17 protein-coding genes and 1 tRNA gene are annotated in these 16129 nt (G+C 63.5%); 4 read left to right on the forward strand and 14 right to left on the reverse strand.

Annotation, left to right across the window (positions count from 1 at the left end; translation table 11 throughout):
• Positions 1–6: 6 nt before the first annotated feature.
• From QPW08_RS14110 to QPW08_RS14150, 9 genes are all read right to left on the reverse strand, one after another.
• Positions 7–891, reverse strand: a complete 885-nt coding sequence (locus QPW08_RS14110; protein ID WP_284126552.1) for a fatty acid desaturase — start codon at positions 889–891, stop codon at positions 7–9.
• Positions 888–1802 carry a fatty acid desaturase family protein gene (locus QPW08_RS14115; RefSeq protein ID WP_284126553.1) on the reverse strand — a complete coding sequence of 305 codons (915 nt, stop codon included), beginning with the start codon at positions 1800–1802 and terminating at the stop codon, positions 888–890. Before QPW08_RS14115 ends, QPW08_RS14110 begins: the two co-directional genes overlap by 4 nt.
• A 71-nt stretch (positions 1803–1873) precedes the next feature.
• Positions 1874–2791: an RDD family protein gene (locus tag QPW08_RS14120; protein WP_284126554.1), complete on the reverse strand. Its 918-nt coding sequence runs from the start codon at positions 2789–2791 to the stop codon at positions 1874–1876.
• Positions 2788–3852: a stage II sporulation protein M gene (locus QPW08_RS14125; RefSeq protein ID WP_284126555.1), complete on the reverse strand. Its 1065-nt coding sequence runs from the start codon at positions 3850–3852 to the stop codon at positions 2788–2790. Before QPW08_RS14125 ends, QPW08_RS14120 begins: the two co-directional genes overlap by 4 nt.
• The gene (locus QPW08_RS14130; RefSeq protein WP_284126556.1) at positions 3849–5177 is read right to left on the reverse strand and encodes a DUF58 domain-containing protein; all 1329 of its coding nucleotides are present in this window, start codon (positions 5175–5177) and stop codon (positions 3849–3851) included. Before QPW08_RS14130 ends, QPW08_RS14125 begins: the two co-directional genes overlap by 4 nt.
• 9 nt (positions 5178–5186) lie before the next feature.
• Positions 5187–6149 (reverse strand): AAA family ATPase, encoded by a 963-nt coding sequence (locus tag QPW08_RS14135; protein WP_284126557.1) that lies wholly within the window; start codon positions 6147–6149, stop codon positions 5187–5189.
• Complete coding sequence (locus tag QPW08_RS14140; protein WP_284126558.1) at positions 6146–7552, reverse strand: DUF4350 domain-containing protein; 1407 nt, start codon at positions 7550–7552, stop codon at positions 6146–6148. The genes QPW08_RS14135 and QPW08_RS14140 overlap by 4 nt, the downstream gene beginning before the upstream one ends.
• Positions 7552–8181, reverse strand: coding sequence for a hypothetical protein (locus QPW08_RS14145; RefSeq protein WP_284126559.1), 630 nt, complete (start codon positions 8179–8181; stop codon positions 7552–7554). Before QPW08_RS14145 ends, QPW08_RS14140 begins: the two co-directional genes overlap by 1 nt.
• A 57-nt stretch (positions 8182–8238) precedes the next feature.
• Positions 8239–9144: a prephenate dehydratase gene (locus tag QPW08_RS14150; RefSeq protein ID WP_284126560.1), complete on the reverse strand. Its 906-nt coding sequence runs from the start codon at positions 9142–9144 to the stop codon at positions 8239–8241.
• Positions 9145–9321: 177 nt separating this feature from the next.
• Here QPW08_RS14150 and QPW08_RS14155 point away from each other — a divergent pair, with 177 nt between their 5' ends.
• Entirely contained in the window at positions 9322–9999 is a 678-nt protein-coding gene (locus QPW08_RS14155) for a c-type cytochrome (RefSeq protein ID WP_284126561.1), read from the forward strand.
• A 25-nt stretch (positions 10000–10024) separates the two neighbouring features.
• On the opposite strand, the gene QPW08_RS14160 is transcribed toward QPW08_RS14155, so the two are convergent.
• Both QPW08_RS14160 and QPW08_RS14165 read right to left on the reverse strand, forming a co-directional pair.
• Entirely contained in the window at positions 10025–10687 is a 663-nt protein-coding gene (locus tag QPW08_RS14160; protein ID WP_284126562.1) for an RlmE family RNA methyltransferase, read from the reverse strand.
• Positions 10684–11919, reverse strand: a complete 1236-nt coding sequence (locus QPW08_RS14165) for a Ppx/GppA phosphatase family protein (protein WP_284126563.1) — start codon at positions 11917–11919, stop codon at positions 10684–10686. Before QPW08_RS14165 ends, QPW08_RS14160 begins: the two co-directional genes overlap by 4 nt.
• A 199-nt stretch (positions 11920–12118) precedes the next feature.
• Between QPW08_RS14165 and QPW08_RS14170 the strand changes: the two genes are divergently transcribed.
• The 3 genes from QPW08_RS14170 (at position 12119) to QPW08_RS14180 (ending at position 13793) form a co-directional block, all read left to right on the forward strand.
• Positions 12119–12192, forward strand: a tRNA-Gln gene (locus QPW08_RS14170).
• A gap of 113 nt (positions 12193–12305) precedes the next feature.
• Positions 12306–12863, forward strand: coding sequence for a PepSY domain-containing protein (locus QPW08_RS14175; protein WP_284126564.1), 558 nt, complete (start codon positions 12306–12308; stop codon positions 12861–12863).
• Between the two features lie 48 nt (positions 12864–12911).
• Positions 12912–13793, forward strand: a complete 882-nt coding sequence (locus tag QPW08_RS14180; RefSeq protein WP_284126565.1) for an LOG family protein — start codon at positions 12912–12914, stop codon at positions 13791–13793.
• 6 nt (positions 13794–13799) lie between these two features.
• Here QPW08_RS14180 and thiD read toward each other — a convergent pair whose 3' ends face one another.
• The 3 genes from thiD to glmM are packed head-to-tail and all read right to left on the reverse strand — an operon-like array spanning position 13800 to position 16119.
• Entirely contained in the window at positions 13800–14561 is a 762-nt protein-coding gene (thiD, locus tag QPW08_RS14185; RefSeq protein WP_284126566.1) for a bifunctional hydroxymethylpyrimidine kinase/phosphomethylpyrimidine kinase, read from the reverse strand.
• The gene (locus QPW08_RS14190; RefSeq protein WP_284126567.1) at positions 14558–14782 is read right to left on the reverse strand and encodes a DUF1272 domain-containing protein; all 225 of its coding nucleotides are present in this window, start codon (positions 14780–14782) and stop codon (positions 14558–14560) included. The genes thiD and QPW08_RS14190 overlap by 4 nt, the downstream gene beginning before the upstream one ends.
• Positions 14782–16119, reverse strand: a complete 1338-nt coding sequence (glmM, locus tag QPW08_RS14195; protein ID WP_284126568.1) for a phosphoglucosamine mutase — start codon at positions 16117–16119, stop codon at positions 14782–14784. Before glmM ends, QPW08_RS14190 begins: the two co-directional genes overlap by 1 nt.
• Between the last annotated feature and the right edge of the window lie 10 nt (positions 16120–16129).

Genomic DNA, 16129 nt, shown 5'->3' on the forward strand with positions numbered 1-16129 from the left:
CGGGACCTACATCCCGAGCTTGACTCCGCGCGCCTCCAGGATCGGGCGCATGTCCCAATAGGCCGGCTTGGTCTTCAGCAGCGGGATATAGGGGTGCAGGTGGTGCACCACGTGATAGCCCATCCACATCGACAGCGGGTCGCCCAGTTTCGACTTCCAGCTTTTGGTGTCGCGATACTTGCCTTGCGCCATGCCCGGGCTGTGCGGGGCCCAGCTGAGGAAGAAGATGATGTAGGTCATCGCCAGCTGGTAGGGCAGCCACCACAGCAGGAAGGCTTCGATGGCGAGTCCGTTCCACGCCAGCGCGAACAGGCCGATGAAAAAGCCCAGCTTGTAGAGCGCGGTCAGCTTTATCAGGTCCTCGCGGCCTGCCCGCTCCAGGCTGGCGCGATAGTCCTGCGCCCGCTTGGCACTGGGCTGGCGCTGCAGGATCGACGCCCACACCGCGCCCCACGCGGTCTCGGCATGGGTGGTGATGTCACTGTCGAGTTCTTCATCGTTGGTGTGCCGATGGTGGTCCAGATGGGTCACCCGCAGGGTATTGAACGGCAACACCAGCATCCAGCTGGTCCAGTGGCCGAGGAATTCGTTGAGCCAGCGCCACCTGGTGCCCTGTCGCCCGATGATGTCATGCTGGGCATCATGGTTGGGGGCATAGGTGAACATCAGCGCCAGCGTGGAGATCACGAAGCCGGCCCACAGCGGGATGGTGCCGGTTAGTGCGAGTGCCCAGTTGGCAAGCCAGATCGGCGGGATCAGAAGACCCCAGGCAACCGTCTCCCACGGCACCTTGCCTGAATACTTGCGGGCGATGTCGCGCTCCAGCCGGGTCAGTTCGGCACTGGAAAGTTGCGACAGGTCCGCCGGCAGGACTGGTATATGCGCGTTCATGCCGCGACCGGATCGGCCTCGTCAGGGCGCGTGGCGCGGCGGAGCACGTCGGCGAAGCCATGGGCGATGCAGTCATGCTCCTTGTAATAGCCACGCTCGACCAGCATGCGGTGCAGCGCGGGCAGGCGATAGGGCGGGACGGCCGCGAAGATGTGATGCTCGAGATGGTAGTTCACATTGCACGGGCTGATGAACAAGCGCTCGACCATATTGGGGATGGTGGTTCCGGTGTTGAGCCGGGCATCGAGTACGTCGCGGTCGGGCACCACGCCATGTTCGGAAATCTGCCGCAGGCGGTGGATCGCCGGATAGACGAACAGGCGCGCGGCCCAGAACAGCAGGTAGGCCCAGGGCGCACCCAGCGCTGTCAGCGATCCGGCGAGCAGCAAGTGAAATACCAGCGTCGGCCCATTGCCTTCCCAGGTGAAGCCCTTGAGCTCGCGCATCAGGTCACGGATGCCGGTCTGCCCGGTGAAGTCGCGCACGAACTTGCGCTTGAGCGAGCTCTTGGTGACCGGGTAATTCTTGACCATCCACTTGTCGGGATCGTCGGGCGTCCCGGCGTAACGGTGGTGATTTAAGTGGTAGCGGCGATAGGCCTCAAGCGGGGTATGCGCCGGTCCGCCTATGATCCACTTGCCCATGAAATTGTTGAGCCACGGGGTCGCGAAGAACGCTCCATGCGCGCAGTCGTGGGTCATGACGCCGAAGGCCTGGATCCGTCCGCCCAGCAGCAGGATCGCCAGCACGATGGTGAGCGGGTTTGGCCACAGCATCGCCAGCGCGAAGGCAGCGGCGAAAAGCACCAGCTGCCAGCCCAGTGTGGCCCATGCGCGCAGGTCCGATTTCTCGGAGAATGCCGCGATTTCCGCGCGGCTGAGGTAGTTGTAGATTTCCGGCGCTTGTTTCATCGCTCATCCTTCCCGTACCGGCCAGCATACGCCAATGCAGCGAAGGCCGCAATTCGGTTGCGCGGTGAGACTTACCTCGCGTCGTGCCCGCCATCGTGCTTGTCGAGCTTGCGCTTGCCGAAGCGCATGTCGCCTTCGAGCTTGGCCCGCAGTGCCTGGTAGAAGGATTCGAGGAATTCGCGCTCGTGACCGGCACCGCCTTCCCAGCCGATCTTGCGCAGGATCGCCTGCTGGACCGCCGCCATCGCTGCATCGTCCCCGCGCCGCAGCACGTCCTCCAGTGTCTTGAGCTCGTGTTCGCCATAGACCGACAGCTCTGCATCGCCGAAAGTGTAGCGCGAAGCGGTATCGGCCTTGTCTTCGCCGACCGACATGGCATCGGCCAGCTTCACTCGCGGAGCTTCAACGACCCACGTTCCGGCGATGAGATCCCCGGCCCGCAATGAGTCGCGGTTGAGGAAAGGGAACAGCATGAAGATCGCGAACCACGCTGCACCGGCAACCCAGCCTAGCCCGCCTTCGCCGCTGCCGGCCATGTCGAGAAAACTGAGCGGCATGAAGATTTCTATCTGCCGCAGCAAGTTGCGCGCGACCACCGCTTCGGGTGTGAGCCTTCCGCCATCGCGCGCCGCGACGCGGATCTTCAGCAATCGTTTGCCCAGCGTCGCGCCGCGCGGCCCCATTTCCATGAAGATGAAGTAGCCGTTCCACAAAACGAACAGCACGATCATGAACACCACGAACAGGAATTCGACGATACCGTCTGTTTCGCTCTGGTTCTCCAGGTCGCTGAAGCTGACGCCCAGGAACAACAGGCCGAAGAACAGGAACAGCAGGCTGAAGGTGATGATCGCGTAATCGATCACCAGCGCGACGAAACGAGAACCGCGCGGCGCCAGCCTGACCGGCAAAGCGATACCTTCAGGCGTGATGAGTTCGCGCAGGCGCTTGTCTTGCCTGGTGGGGAAGGAGGGCGCGGTGGCGGTCACGGTCCAACCCTTCGTATCCGCTCGCGCCCCGCGAGCGTGAAATACACCGCCCAGAAGATCAGCATGAAGACGCCGATGATCGTGCGTGATTCACTGCCCGCCAGCTGCCGGGGAAAGGCCTCGAGGAGGGCAGCGAATATGAGCATGATCACGACACCGATCATGACAGAGGCGGTGCGCTGCCCGGCATCGGCTGCAGCTGCCAGAATGCTGCGGTCGCCCGGGAAAGCCATCCGGCGCCCGATGTGCAACCCGGCTGCCCCTGCCAGAAGGATGGCGGTAAATTCGGTCGTACCATGTACGGCCAGCCAGGCGAGGAAATCGGGCAGCAGCCCGGCGGAGTGGAACAGCCACATCATTGCCCCGAGCAGCGCCATATTGTGCACTAGCAGCAACAGGCTGGGTATCCCGAAGGCGAACCCCGTTGCAAAGACCATGATGGAGACGCTGGCGTTATTGTAGAACAAGTATGCGGCAAAGGCCGACAAGCCACCGGACTCGTTCTCGACGGCGAGCGATTGTTGCAGCACTTCGCGGCTGGCACCGGGCACGCGAGTATCGGCCATCCCGGTGGGGACCAGTGCGTAGTACCAGTCCTGGTTCTGGGCCACGAGCAGCCAGCCGGCAATCGTCCCTGCCACCATCACAGCCAGCGCAATGCATATATCAAGCCAGATATCGCGCACCGCGCGCGACCAGCCGCCGGCGAGGAACTGCCGCATCCACGCGATGAAGCCGCGCCGCGGGCCATAGACCTGGTACCACGCGCGCTGGACCAGGCTCTCGAGATAGGTCAGCGTGGCCTTGTCGAGAGAGGTCTCGCGCGCAACAGCGAGGCTGGAGGCGGCAGTGCGATAGAGGGCGGGCAAGGCGGCGATTTCCTCATCGTCGATCCCGCGCAGCCGACCCTTCTCAAGGCGGCTGACGATATCCTCCAGCCGTCGCCATTCCCATTCGCGTTCCAGCCGGAACCGATCCGACCGCAACGCGGCTGCCTCGATCCCAGGCGGTGGAGTGATCTCCTTCTTGCCGAACAGGCCGGTGAGGGTTGGTGCCTTCATCCTGCGATCGCCTCGCTGCGACGGATGCGAAGATAGCGGTCGATCACGGCAAAGCCGACCTTGTCGTGTGGCGCTTCGATGATGTCGACTCCCATGCGGCGCAATCGCTCGTGCACCAGCTGGCGTTGCTGCGCGAGGCTTTCAGCAGTGACGGCCCCGGCGATGGCTGCGAGGCTGTCAGGCTCGGTCGATTGCAGCGCTTCCAGCTCGGCATCTTCGAAGGTCACGAACAAGACGATATGCTTTTCGACCAGGCGAGCGATGCTTTCGATCATCATTTCAGCGCTGGTCGGGTCCGTGAATTCCGAGAACAGCACGATCAGCGAACGGCGGCGAAGTTGGGCGGAAAGCGTCGCCAGCCCAAGCGTGAAGTTCGGCTCTTCGGCCTGGTAGTCGAGCGTGGCGGCGGCCTCCTGCAGTTTCGGAAAGGCACGTGCTTCGGCGATGAAAGGGGTGATCACTTCAGGGCGGCGGGCAAAGCCGAACAGCATCGAACGGTCGCCGCCTTTGAGCGCGACATAGGCGGCGGTCAGCCCTGCGGTTACCGCCCGGTCGATCCGCGGTACCCCTTCCAGCGGTTCGCACATCGCCTTGCCGCAATCGAAAGCGAAGACAATCTGGTTGTTGCGCTCGCTCTCGTTCTCGCGGGCCAGCAGCTTGGTGTGGCGGGCGCTGGCCTTCCAGTCGATCCGGCGGCGGTCCATTCCGGCGTCGTATTCCGCCAGTGCTTCGAACTGCGTGCCTTCACCGCGCTGGCGGCGGGCGATCATGCCGATCTCGGAATCGCGCAAGTAGGCTTCGAGCGTCTTGGAGCGGATCGGCGCCAGGTCTGGCCAGATGCGGACCACGCTGGTCACCGACTGGCTGATCTGGCGCGCACCGAGACCCAGCGGCCCTTGCCAATTGAGCCAGATCCGATCGAATTCTCCTGTCCCCCGCCGGTTCGCTGCAACTTCCGTTTCGCCGTGCCAATGCATGCGGTCGGCATCGAGCGTGATATCCAGCCGTCCACCAAGGGCCAGCCGTGGATCGCATAGCAACGATGCCGCGACACTTCCCGGTGCCCCGCCGGCAATTTCCGCTAGCACGGAGACTGTGAACGGTTCGCCCACCTCGACATCGGCGGGCGCATGGAACCGCCACTCAACCAGTTTCCCCGCGAGCGCGCCATCGGCCAACACCGCAACGATCAGCGCCGCTCCGGCGATGGGCGCCACCAGCCACGCCTGCGGCGCGATCAGCGCGACCAGCAGCGCGACGGGTGCGGCGAGGGCCGCCAGCCACACCGCACGCGCAGTCGGGACAAGGGGGAATGCGATCCGCATCGAACAGCCCTAGCGTGGGGCTTCCGTCCCGGTGACGAGTTCATCGACAATGCTCTCGACCGCACGACCTTCGATCTCTGCCGCAGCCGTCAAAGTGAGGCGGTGGCGCAGCACCGCGGTCGCAAGTTGCTTGATATCGTCTGGTACGACGTAGTTCCTGCCATCCAGCGCGGCACGGGCACGCGCGGCATTGGCCAGCAGCACCGCAGCTCGCGGGCTCGCCCCGGTCATCAGGTCGCCGTGTTCGCGCGTGGCGCGCACTAGTCGCACGACATAATCGACATTGTCCTGTGCCAGGGTAACATCCTTGGTCGCTGCGATCGCGGTGCGGAGGGCCTCGATCTCCGTTACCGGCTCGATCCCGAAATTCTCCGGTCGGGTGGGCCCTTGCTCGACAGAGAAGCGAGCGACGATCTTCGCTTCCTCGGCTTCGTCGGGATAGGGCACCAGCAACTTGAACAGGAAGCGGTCGAGCTGCGCTTCAGGCAACGGGTAGACGCCCTGGTTCTCGATCGGGTTCTGCGTTGCCACCACCATGAAGTGATCGCCGAGCTGGTGGGTTTCACCGTCCAGAGTAACGCGGCGTTCCTGCATGGCTTCGAGCAGGGCCGCCTGCGTCTTCGGCGGCGTGCGGTTGATCTCGTCCGCCAGCAGCAGCTCGGTGAAGATTGGCCCGCGGGTGAGCGTGAAGGTGCTGGTCTGGAAGTTGAACAGGTTGGAGCCGAGGATGTCGCCCGGCAGCAGGTCGGGCGTGAACTGGATACGCCCGAAATCGAGCCCGGTGGCGCGGGCGAAGCATTGCGCGAGGAAGGTCTTGGCCGTCCCCGGCGGGCCTTCCATCAGCACGTGCCCTTCGCTCATCAGCGCGATCAGCAAGTGGTCGACCAGCTCGTCCTGCCCGACGATGGCCTTGCCGACTTCAGCGCGCACGGCATTGGCCAGCTGGCGCAGGGTGTCGAGGGATTCAGTCATCGGGAAATGGTCCTTTCAAGCGAATGCAATGCGCGCGATGCGCGAATTATGTCGTGGCTGTGGCGGGCTTTCTCGAGCGCGACGAGGAGCGGCGACAGCGGCTCGAGCCCGCGTTTCTCCAGGGTTTCGTCGATTGCCGCCCGATCGGTCCGGCGCAGGCCCAGCTTGCGGGCAATGCGGGCTTCCATCTGTGCGGCATAGGGCCGGGTCAACAACTGCATGCGCCCGGTCCGCTGGATCACCCCTGCACCGTTCTCGACCAGCTGGCCCTTGCCGAAGGCAAAGGCCTGGCTTTCGACCAGCGCCGGGCCAAAGCGGCGGAAGGCGCGCCAACCGACGAGGAACAGCGCCATGATCAGGCATAACGTGGCGGCGAGGAACGGTGGCTCGAAGGCAAGGCTGAGAAGGTTGCGGGAGGATCCAAGACCGTTGAGTGTGAGGTCGAACACAACTGGCAGGTCAACGTCGTCAGCTGCCGCATCGATGATCCGGTGTGCCATCTGCGCGCGGGACGCATCGGCCATGCCCCAGTTGTTCATCAGGTCGGGCTCAGCGACAATCGTGACTGGCCACTGGTCTTCATCGGCCGGCACATATGTGCCGGCCTCGTCGTAATAGTAGTCCTCGGCCTCGGTGTCGTAGGACTGGAAATTGCCGTCTTCGTCGTAATAGCCGACGTCGTCGGAAGCGACGACCTGGGGCGCCGATGCTTCGTTGCTCGCGGTCTCCGACGCTCGTTCGAAAGTCGCGGCCAGCAAGGCGTTGCCCGACTTGACCAAGGCCAGGCTACCCTTCGCGGATTCCGAGGTGAAAAACTGCATAGCCTCGCTCTCAGGCAGCTTTCCGTCGAGCGCATCGTTGCCTGTGGCGCTCCAGCCACGCGATTTCAATTCCTCGCCATTGACGAGATCGACTTCGATCTCCTGCTCCGCAACGACTGTATTCCAAAGGGGCGATTGCGCGCCGAGGATCTGGACCCAACCCGACTTCGCCTCGTCATTATTCGACCGCCCAGCGTACCACTTGGGCAGGATCACCAAAGTCGGCCCCTGCCAGCGGCGGTTTTCTATGATCGAGGCAAGTTCCTCCTGGTCCATCATGGCAGGAGGGGTAAGCACCAGCAGCGCGTAGTCATCGAAGGCTGCTTCGCTGCGCGAGACGGAGACATCGTGGTCTTCCCCCTCCAACAAGCGCACCAGTCCGGCGTAGCCCGTCAGCCCGTTCGAGGCGGCATGCGCCTGCCCGTTGTTGGCCGGGCCGGTCAGTTGCCCGGCTCCGATCAGGTAAAGGAATGCGATGAAAGCGATCGTTCCGAACAGCACCATCGCCAGCACACCGCCCTTGCCGAAGGCCTGTGGACGCGCGGCAAGGCCGCGCCGGACAGGGGAGGCGACGCTCGCCATCAGTCAAGCCGCTCCAGCGCGAAATCGGCATAAGCACAGCGCGCCTGCTGCCAGTCGTCGCGGCCCAGTGCCTGAAGCGCGAACAGGCTACGTTCTACGCTGGTGGCGATGACACCGAATGCAGAACGCGCCTTGCCGGGCAGGCTCGGTTGCCCTGCCAGCTCGCGGGCGGTGCTACTGGGAATGACAAGGTCGGGGCGAGCCTCGGCGATCTGGCCAACACTGCGGTGCAGCAACAGGTGCACGGCCCCGGCATAGTCTCCGGCTTCGGCCAGGCGATCGGCTTCTTCCAGCAAGGCCAGGGCTTCGCGGCGCTCGGGCTGCCATTCAGGTGTTTCGCTGTCGGAACCGGCAGGCCGTTCGAAATAGGGGGAGACAAGCCGCCAGACGAGATAAGCGAGCATTGCAATCGCCAAGCCCAGCAAAACCCATTTCAAGACCGGCCACGCCGCTGCGATGGCCAGCGCTACGGGCTCGAACAGGTCGGCGAGTGCTTCGCCGAGCTGCTTGAGCCATTCTGGCGTTTCCGGTGGCGGGGTCGGTTCGAGCGGTTCGAACTGGATATCGGAATCGTCGCGGACACGCTCCCACGCACTTGCACTATCCGTACTGACCGACCCCGTTGTCACGCCAGCCTAGGTGGCATGGTGAGCATGGCGGTGCAAGCCGTGATCTCGGCTATGACCTCAGTCTTCGACCTGGCCGCGTGCGCGCGCCATGCGATAGGAACCCAGCATGCGCAACTTGGCGCAATGGAAGTCGAGTTCTTCCAGGGCCCGGTCGACGGCCGGGTCGCCGGGCGCGCCGACGATATCGGCGTAAAAGGTCGTCGCGGAGAAGCTCGCACCCTGCTGGTAGCTTTCCAGCTTGGTCATGTTGACGCCATTGGTCGCGAAACCGCCCATGGCCTTGTAGAGCGCGGCAGGGATGTTCTTCACGGTGAAGACGAAGGTGGTCATCGCCGGTTCGCCGTCCAGCGTGGCAGGATCGAGGCCTTCTTTCGCCAGCACGACAAATCGCGTGGTGTTGTCATGCGCGTCCTCGACATTCTGCTCGACGATCTGCAGCCCGTAGAGTTCGGCTGCCAGCGCGGGGGCAATGGCGGCGAACTTGCGTTCCTGCAGCTCCGCGACATGCGCTGCGGCACCAGCGGTGTCGGCAAAGCTGAGCGGCATCATGCCGCGCTCGCGAATGAACTCGCGCGACTGGCCTAGCGCTTGCGGGTGCGAATACACCGCTTCGAACGGGCCCGGGCCGAGGCCCATAAGCGCATGTTCGATCCGCATGAAGTGTTCGCCGACAATCTGCAGTCCGCTGCCCGGAAGCAGGAAATGGATGTCGGCGACGCGGCCGTGCTGGCTGTTCTCGATCGGGATGATGGCGCAGCCCGCCTGGCCCGTTTGCACTGCTTCGATGGCATCTTCGAAGCTGAAACAGGGTAGCGGCAGCAGCTCGGGCGCATATTCCTGCGCTGCGCGATGTGAATTGGCGCCGGGCGCACCTTGCAAGGCGATCGCGCGCGCCGGATCGGCGCCGGCAGCTGTTCGCATCTGCTCGACCATGGCGAGCGCCGGGGCGGGAAAGCTCAACATCAGGGCAGCGCGGGTAGCGCCGGGCGAGTTGCGCGGCAAGCAATTCCCGTTTCCGACAATGCACCGATAGCGTGAAAAGGGCGGTGCAAGCGACGCATATGGCCTTGCGAAACCCGGGCAGGCTGACTAGAGCGCGGCCACAACACCATTGGCTAGCTTTGCGCGGATTCTCATCGCATGACTGATAATCGCAATACCATCTTCGGCTGGATCCTGTTCTCCGGCATCGTCGCTCTCGGCGTCTCGATCCTGGCCGGCAAGTATTTCCATGCCGACAGCCCCGAGCATCTCGAAGAGGGCGAATCCGGATTCTACATCGCCAGCGCGGACGGCGCTGAAGGCGGCGCTGCTGCCGAGATGACCATGGCAGCGGCTCTTAACATGGAAAGCGTTACCGCCAGCGCCGGTGAGCAGATTTTCGCCAAGTGCGTTGCCTGCCATACCATCGAGCAGGGAGGTGCCAACGGTATCGGCCCGAACCTGTGGGGCATCATGGGCCAGCCGATCGGCAAGCACGCTGCCGGTTTCGCCTACTCCAGTGCGCTCTCCGGGAAGGGTGGCAACTGGGATTGGGACACCATGAACGAGTGGCTCAAGAGCCCGCGTGCCTTCGCCAACGGGACCAAGATGAGCTTTGCCGGCCTGTCCAAGATCGAAGATCGCGCAGCCGTGGCACTGTACATGAACTCGATGGGTTCAAACGTGCCGGTGCCGGAATATGTCGAAGCCGTTGCGGCCGAGGCTGATGGCACCGCTGTCGAAGGTGCAGGCGTGGAAGGCGGCGACATTGATCCGGTTGAAGCTGCTGGCGGTGCTGCCGACGCGGTCCCGGTGCCGGCCGAAGCCGCCGAATAAGACGGCTGCAAGAAGGGCCGCTGTCCTAGCGGCCCTTGAATCCCTGAGCGACAACATACCACTCCGACGAGCCTTTGCGGCTGGCCGGAGGTTTGGCGTGCTTGACGGTCCTGAAGTGCTTTTTCAGAAGCGCCAGCAGTTCGCTGTCGGTCCCGCCCGCCAGTACCTTGGCGAGAAATGTCCCGCCTTCCTCCAAAGTCTCGATGGCGAAGTGAGCGGCGGTTTCGACTAGCCCCATGGTACGCAAATGATCGGTCTGCTTGTGACCGACGGTGTTGGCCGCCATGTCGCTCATCACTAGGTTGGGCGGCCCGTCGAGTGTCTCTTCCAGCGCAGCGGGTGCTTCATCGGCCATGAAATCCATCTGGAAGATTGTCACGCCTTCGATCGGCTCGGTTTCCAGCAGGTCGATGCCGACCACTGCTGCCTTGGGCCTGACCTTGCGCACCACCTGGCTCCAGCCGCCCGGAGCGATGCCGAGGTCGACCACGCGCGACGCGTTCTTTAGCAGACCGAATTTCTCGTCCAGTTCGATCAGCTTGTAGGCTGCGCGACTGCGATAGCCTTCGGCCTTGGCCTGTTTGACATAGGGATCGTTGAGCTGGCGCTCGAGCCAGCGGGTCGAAGAAGCGGTGCGCCCCCGGGCGGTCTTGACCCGTTTGCCCGCGTCACGGCCAGACCGGCTCATCGGCGGGCCTCACGCTGCTCGCGAGGCGTCGACAGCTCGTCGGCCATCAGGCTGCGCAGGATTCCTTCGCGAATACCGCGATCGGCTACGCCCAGTTGTCGCGCCGGCCACAGATCGAGGATAGCTTCGAGGATCGCGCAACCGGCCACGACCAGTTCAGCGCGGTCCTGACCGATGCAGGGAAGGGTGCAGCGTTCCTCCACGCTCATGCCGGACAGGCGAGAGGAGATGTCGCGCATGGCGGCGGATTCGACGATCAGGCCGTCGACCGCACCGCGATCGTATTGCGGCAGGCCGAGGTGCAGGCTGGCGAGCGTCGTGACCGTGCCACTGGTACCAAGCAGGCGGATATCGTCGGCCCTCGCGGCGTTGGTCACACGTTCGGCAAAAGGAGCAAAGCTCTCGCTCACCACCCGGCGCATTTCGGCATAGCGGGCCAGCCGCGCTTCCTCGCCCCGGCCCTGGCGGGTGACCATGTCGGTCAACGAGACCACGCCCCACGGCACGCTCTGCCAGTCGAGGATGCGCGGCACGGCGCGCCCGTCGGGTTCGATCAATACCAGCTCGGTCGAGCCGCCGCCGATGTCGAAGATCACTGCGCGTCCTTCGCCGGGTTCGAGCAGGATATGACAGCCCAGCACCGCCAGCCGCGCTTCCTCTTGCGCGGTGATGATATCGAGCGCGATGCCGGTTTCCTCGCGCACGCGGGCGATGAATTCCTCGCCGTTGGACGCCCGGCGACAGGCCTCGGTAGCGACCGAGCGGGCGAGGAAGACCTTGCGCCTCTGGAGCTTTTCCGAGCAGATCTTCAGCGCGCCCAACGCCCGGTCCATCGCTTCGTCGGACAGCTGCCCGCTATGGGCCAGCCCTTCGCCGAGCTTCACCACCCGGCTGAAGGCATCAATGACGGTGAAGTTCTCGCCTGAGGGGCGCGCGATCAGCAGGCGGCAGTTGTTGGTGCCGAGATCGAGCGCGGCATAAGCCTGGCGGAAATGGGGTCTGTGTTGCCCGGGGCGGCCCTTCTTGGCGCTTTGGTGGTTCGCCTGATGGTTGGGACGCGCACCATTGGCAGACGGCCTGCGCGCGCGGCCATCCCTGCCAGTGCGGCGATCGGATGCAGTATCTTCGGGCGGCGGGGAACTCTTGTAGCGAAAATCGGCTACCTTGCCGGACCTTTTGTTCCCTTTGCGGCCTGCCCTCCCTTTCCTGTCCGGCGGAGACAAATCCGCCATAATATCAACGTCTCTTTCTTCCTCTCGCACGCACTTGGCACGAGGACCTGGGGCAGAAGTTAGTGGCAACAACGGCTTACGGCAAGAGGATCGCTGCGGCGGTGCTCTCAGCGGCCTTGACGCAGGGCAGGCAGCAACCTAAATGCGCCGCCTCTCCAGCAGCCCGGACGCGATTCTGCCCGGCGCTCGCTGCGACTGATGCCCCGTCGTCTAATGGTAAGACTACGGACTCTGACTCCGTCAATTGAGGTTCGAATCCTCACGGGGCATCCATTCTCTCTCGATTGCGACATCCTGCAACGATTCTTCGTTTGACTCGCTGAGCCTGTATCTCCAAGGGCTTATTGCAAGTGATTTGCATTAGTGTTTGAAGGATCGTTCACCCCATGGGCAAAGCCAAGACCCGCAATTTCCTCGTCAAATGCCATTTGTGGGCCGCAGGCCTGCTGGCTCCGCTGTTTATCCTTGTTGCCTACACCGGCGGGGCTTACCTGCTCGACTACAAGGGCGAGGTAGTCGAGACACCCATCACCGTGCCGGAAGGGACATTGCTCGATCCGGACAGCGCGAGCATCGAAGAGGATGTCCATGCGGTGCTGGCCGCAAACGATCTCGACATCGGGTTCGACTACCTGCGCATGCGACCGGGCTCGATCATGACCCGCCCGACCAGCCGCGATTACGTGGTCCTGTCGCAGGGTGAAGACGGCGCCTGGACCGGCACCTTCAACCAACCGGACCTGCAATATTCCCTGATCGAACTGCACAAGGGTCATGGACCGCAGCTCTATCGCTATTACCAGATCCTTGCCGCGATAGTGCTGTTCCTGGTCGTGCTGGGCGGGCTCATCGTTGGCTGGATGGCTCCGGGTTATCGCCGGGCGACGACCATTGGCCTTGGCAGCGGAACCGTGGTGTTTGCGATGCTGGCATTCGTCCTCTGACCGCGCGCAGTCTTGCCCCGGTCACGGCTTGGCCTTAGGGCCGGGGCAATGAAAGATAAGAACGACCGCAAGTTGAGCGACCGCCGGTTTTACCGTGCGGAACAGGAAGCCCGCTTTTCCGAAAGCAGCCCCACCGACACTCCGCAAACTCGCCACCCGGCCTATCGGCTGGCTTTCCAGGACACCGAGTTCCTGCTGCGCGAAGAACTGCGCCCGGTGCGTTTCCAATTGGAGCTGCTCAAGCCGGAGATGCTGCTGGAGGAAGCCGGTGTGGGGTCAACGCTGGTGATGTATGGCTCTGCGCGGATCCCCTCGCCGGAAGACGCCGAGGCCAAGATCGAAGCGGCCAAGGGGCGCGATGAATACGAGCAGAAGGTCGCCGCCAACCTCGCCGCCAAGGCCAAGTATTATGCCGAAGCCTACAAGCTGGCGCGGATGGTCAGTGAAAAGGCCATTGTCGAAGACGGCAAGCGCCAATTCGTGATCTGTTCGGGTGGTGGCCCCTCGATCATGGAGGCGGCCAATCGCGGGGCCAGCGATGCCGGCGCGGAATCGGTCGGGCTCAACATCATCCTGCCGCACGAACAGGCACCCAATCAGTATGTGACGCCCTATCTTTCGCTCAACTTCCATTATTTCGCGCTGCGCAAGATGCACTTCCTGCTGCGGGCGAAGGCGGTGGCGGTATTCCCCGGCGGCTTCGGCACCTTTGACGAATTCTTCGAGCTGCTGACGTTGATCCAGACCGGCAAGATGAAAGCGATGCCGATCCTGCTGTTCGGGCGCGATTTCTGGACCCGGGTGGTCAATTTCGAAGCCATTGCCGAAGAAGGGACTATCTCCAAGCGGGATCTCGACCTGATTACCTGGTGCGAGACTGCCGAGGAGGCATGGGCGCACATTGCCGAGTTTTACGACATCCCTGCCTAGCGGCCATTAGTCATCCAGCCGGACCGCCTGGTGCCCGAGCGGGCCTGATCCCTTGCCGTAACCAGGGGCATTGGCGATCGCTTCACGTACGAAGCGACGACCGAGGCGCACAGCGTGTTCCAGCGACTGGCCATGGCCAAGCAGCGTGGCGATAGCGCTGGAGAGTGTGCAGCCCGTGCCATGGGTATGGCGGGTATCGATCCGGGCATCGTCGAAGCTCGCGTGCCTGTTGGCCGGGTCGAAGAGCGTGTCGACAATGCGGCTGCCATCGCCATGCCCGCCCTTGGCGAGATAGGCTATTCCGCGCCGTTCCATCGCCTCATGCCCACCCAGCGCCGCCAGCTCGGGCAGGTTGGGCGTGGTCAGCGTGGCGATTTCCATCAGCCACTCGAACATCTCGATGGTCGCAGCATCGGCCAGCACTGCGCCGCTGGTCGCAACCATGACAGGATCGAACACGATCGGGCAGCCAAGGTCTTCCAGCCTGTCGGCCACGACTTCGGCTATGTCGGCATTGCCCAACATGCCGATCTTGATGGCGTCCACGCCAATATCGTCCACGCAGGCGTCAATCTGCGCAGCAACGAGGTCGGGTGCGAGAGTTTCCACCGCGGCCACGCCTAAGGTGTTTTGCGCAGTCACGGCGGTGATCGCTGTCATGGCATAGCCGCCGAGCATGGTGATGGTCTTGATATCGGCCTGGATCCCGGCACCGCCTGAACTGTCGGAGCCTGCAATGGCGAGAATGCGGGGTGGCGCAGTCTTCAACCCTTGAACTTCCGCTCTTGGCTGGGCGGAAATTTTTCGTGCAGCGCCTTGGCGCGGGTCGGGCGATCCATCAGTTCGCCGCCGCAATTGGGGCAGCGATCGTCGAGGTCCTCGGCGCATTCTGCACAATAGGTGCACTCGAAGCTGCAGATGAACGCGCCGGGGGCTTCGGCGGGCAAATCAGTGCCGCAGCGTTCGCAGTCGGGGCGCATCTGCAGCATCAGCCCACCGCCTTCACAGCATCGCAGATCCGGTCGACTACGGCTTCAACCTGTGCCCCGTCGTCACCTTCGGCCATCACCCGGATGACCGGCTCGGTGCCGGAAGGACGGATTACCAGCCGACCTTTGCCCGCTAGCTCGGCTTCGGCATCGGCGATCACTGACTTGACGTCGACATCCTCCAGCGGCGTGCCTCCGGCAAAGCGCACGTTCTTAAGCAGTTGCGGCACCGGGTCGAACACATGCAGCACTTCGCTCGCAGGCTTACGGAAATGCACCAGGCTGGAGAGCACCCGCAGCGCGGCCACCGTGCCGTCGCCGGTGGTGGCATGGTCGAGCAGGATCATGTGCCCCGATTGTTCGCCGCCGATGTTGAAGCCGCCTGCCTTCATTCGCTCGAGCACATAGCGGTCGCCGACCTTGGTTCGCTCAAGCGTCAGGCCCTTGTCCGCAAGATAGCGCTCGAGACCCAGGTTGCTCATGACCGTGGCAACCACGCCGCCACCGCGCAGCACGCCTTTTTCTGCCATCCGGATGGCGATCAGGCCCATGATCTGATCGCCGTCGACCGCATTGCCTTTCTCGTCGATCACTATCAACCGGTCGGCATCGCCATCGAGCGCGATGCCGACATCGGCGCCTTCCTCGACCACCTTGGCCTTGATCGCATCGAGCGAGGTCGAGCCGACCCCGTCGTTGATGTTGGTCCCATTGGGGGTGACGCCCAGAGTGATGACTTCGGCTCCCAGCTCCCAGATGGCCGATGGAGCGACCTGGTAGGCGGCACCGTTGGCGCAATCGACCACGACCTTGAGCCCATCAAAGCGCGTTTCCGTGCTGATCGACTGCTTGAGCGCATGGATGTAGCGACCGCGCGCATCTTCGATCCGCCGGGCGCGGCCGATCTCGGAAGCCGCAGCCAGTTGCGGTTCGCTTTCGATGCCCCGCTCGATCTCCAGCTCGACCTCGTCCGACAGCTTGAACCCGTCCGGCCCGAACAGCTTGATGCCATTATCGCGATAGGGGTTGTGGCTGGCGGATATCATCACGCCCAGGTCAGCGCGCATTTCGCGGGTCAGCATGGCGATGGCGGGTGTCGGCAGCGGCCCGGTCTGGATCACGTCCATTCCCACGCTGGTAAACCCGGCCACCAGGGCCGATTCCATCATGTAGCCCGACAGACGCGTGTCCTTGCCGATCACCACCCGGTGACGATGGTCCCCGCGGCGAAAATGCGCGCCTGCCGCCTGCGCGACCCGCATGGCAGTGGCAGCTGTCATGTTTCCGGAATTGGTCTCGCCCCGGATCCCGTCAGTTCCGAAGAATTTGCGCGCCATTCCTGTCCCC

The sequence above is a fragment of the Parerythrobacter aestuarii genome (assembly GCF_030140925.1).
Lineage (GTDB): Bacteria > Pseudomonadota > Alphaproteobacteria > Sphingomonadales > Sphingomonadaceae > Parerythrobacter > Parerythrobacter aestuarii.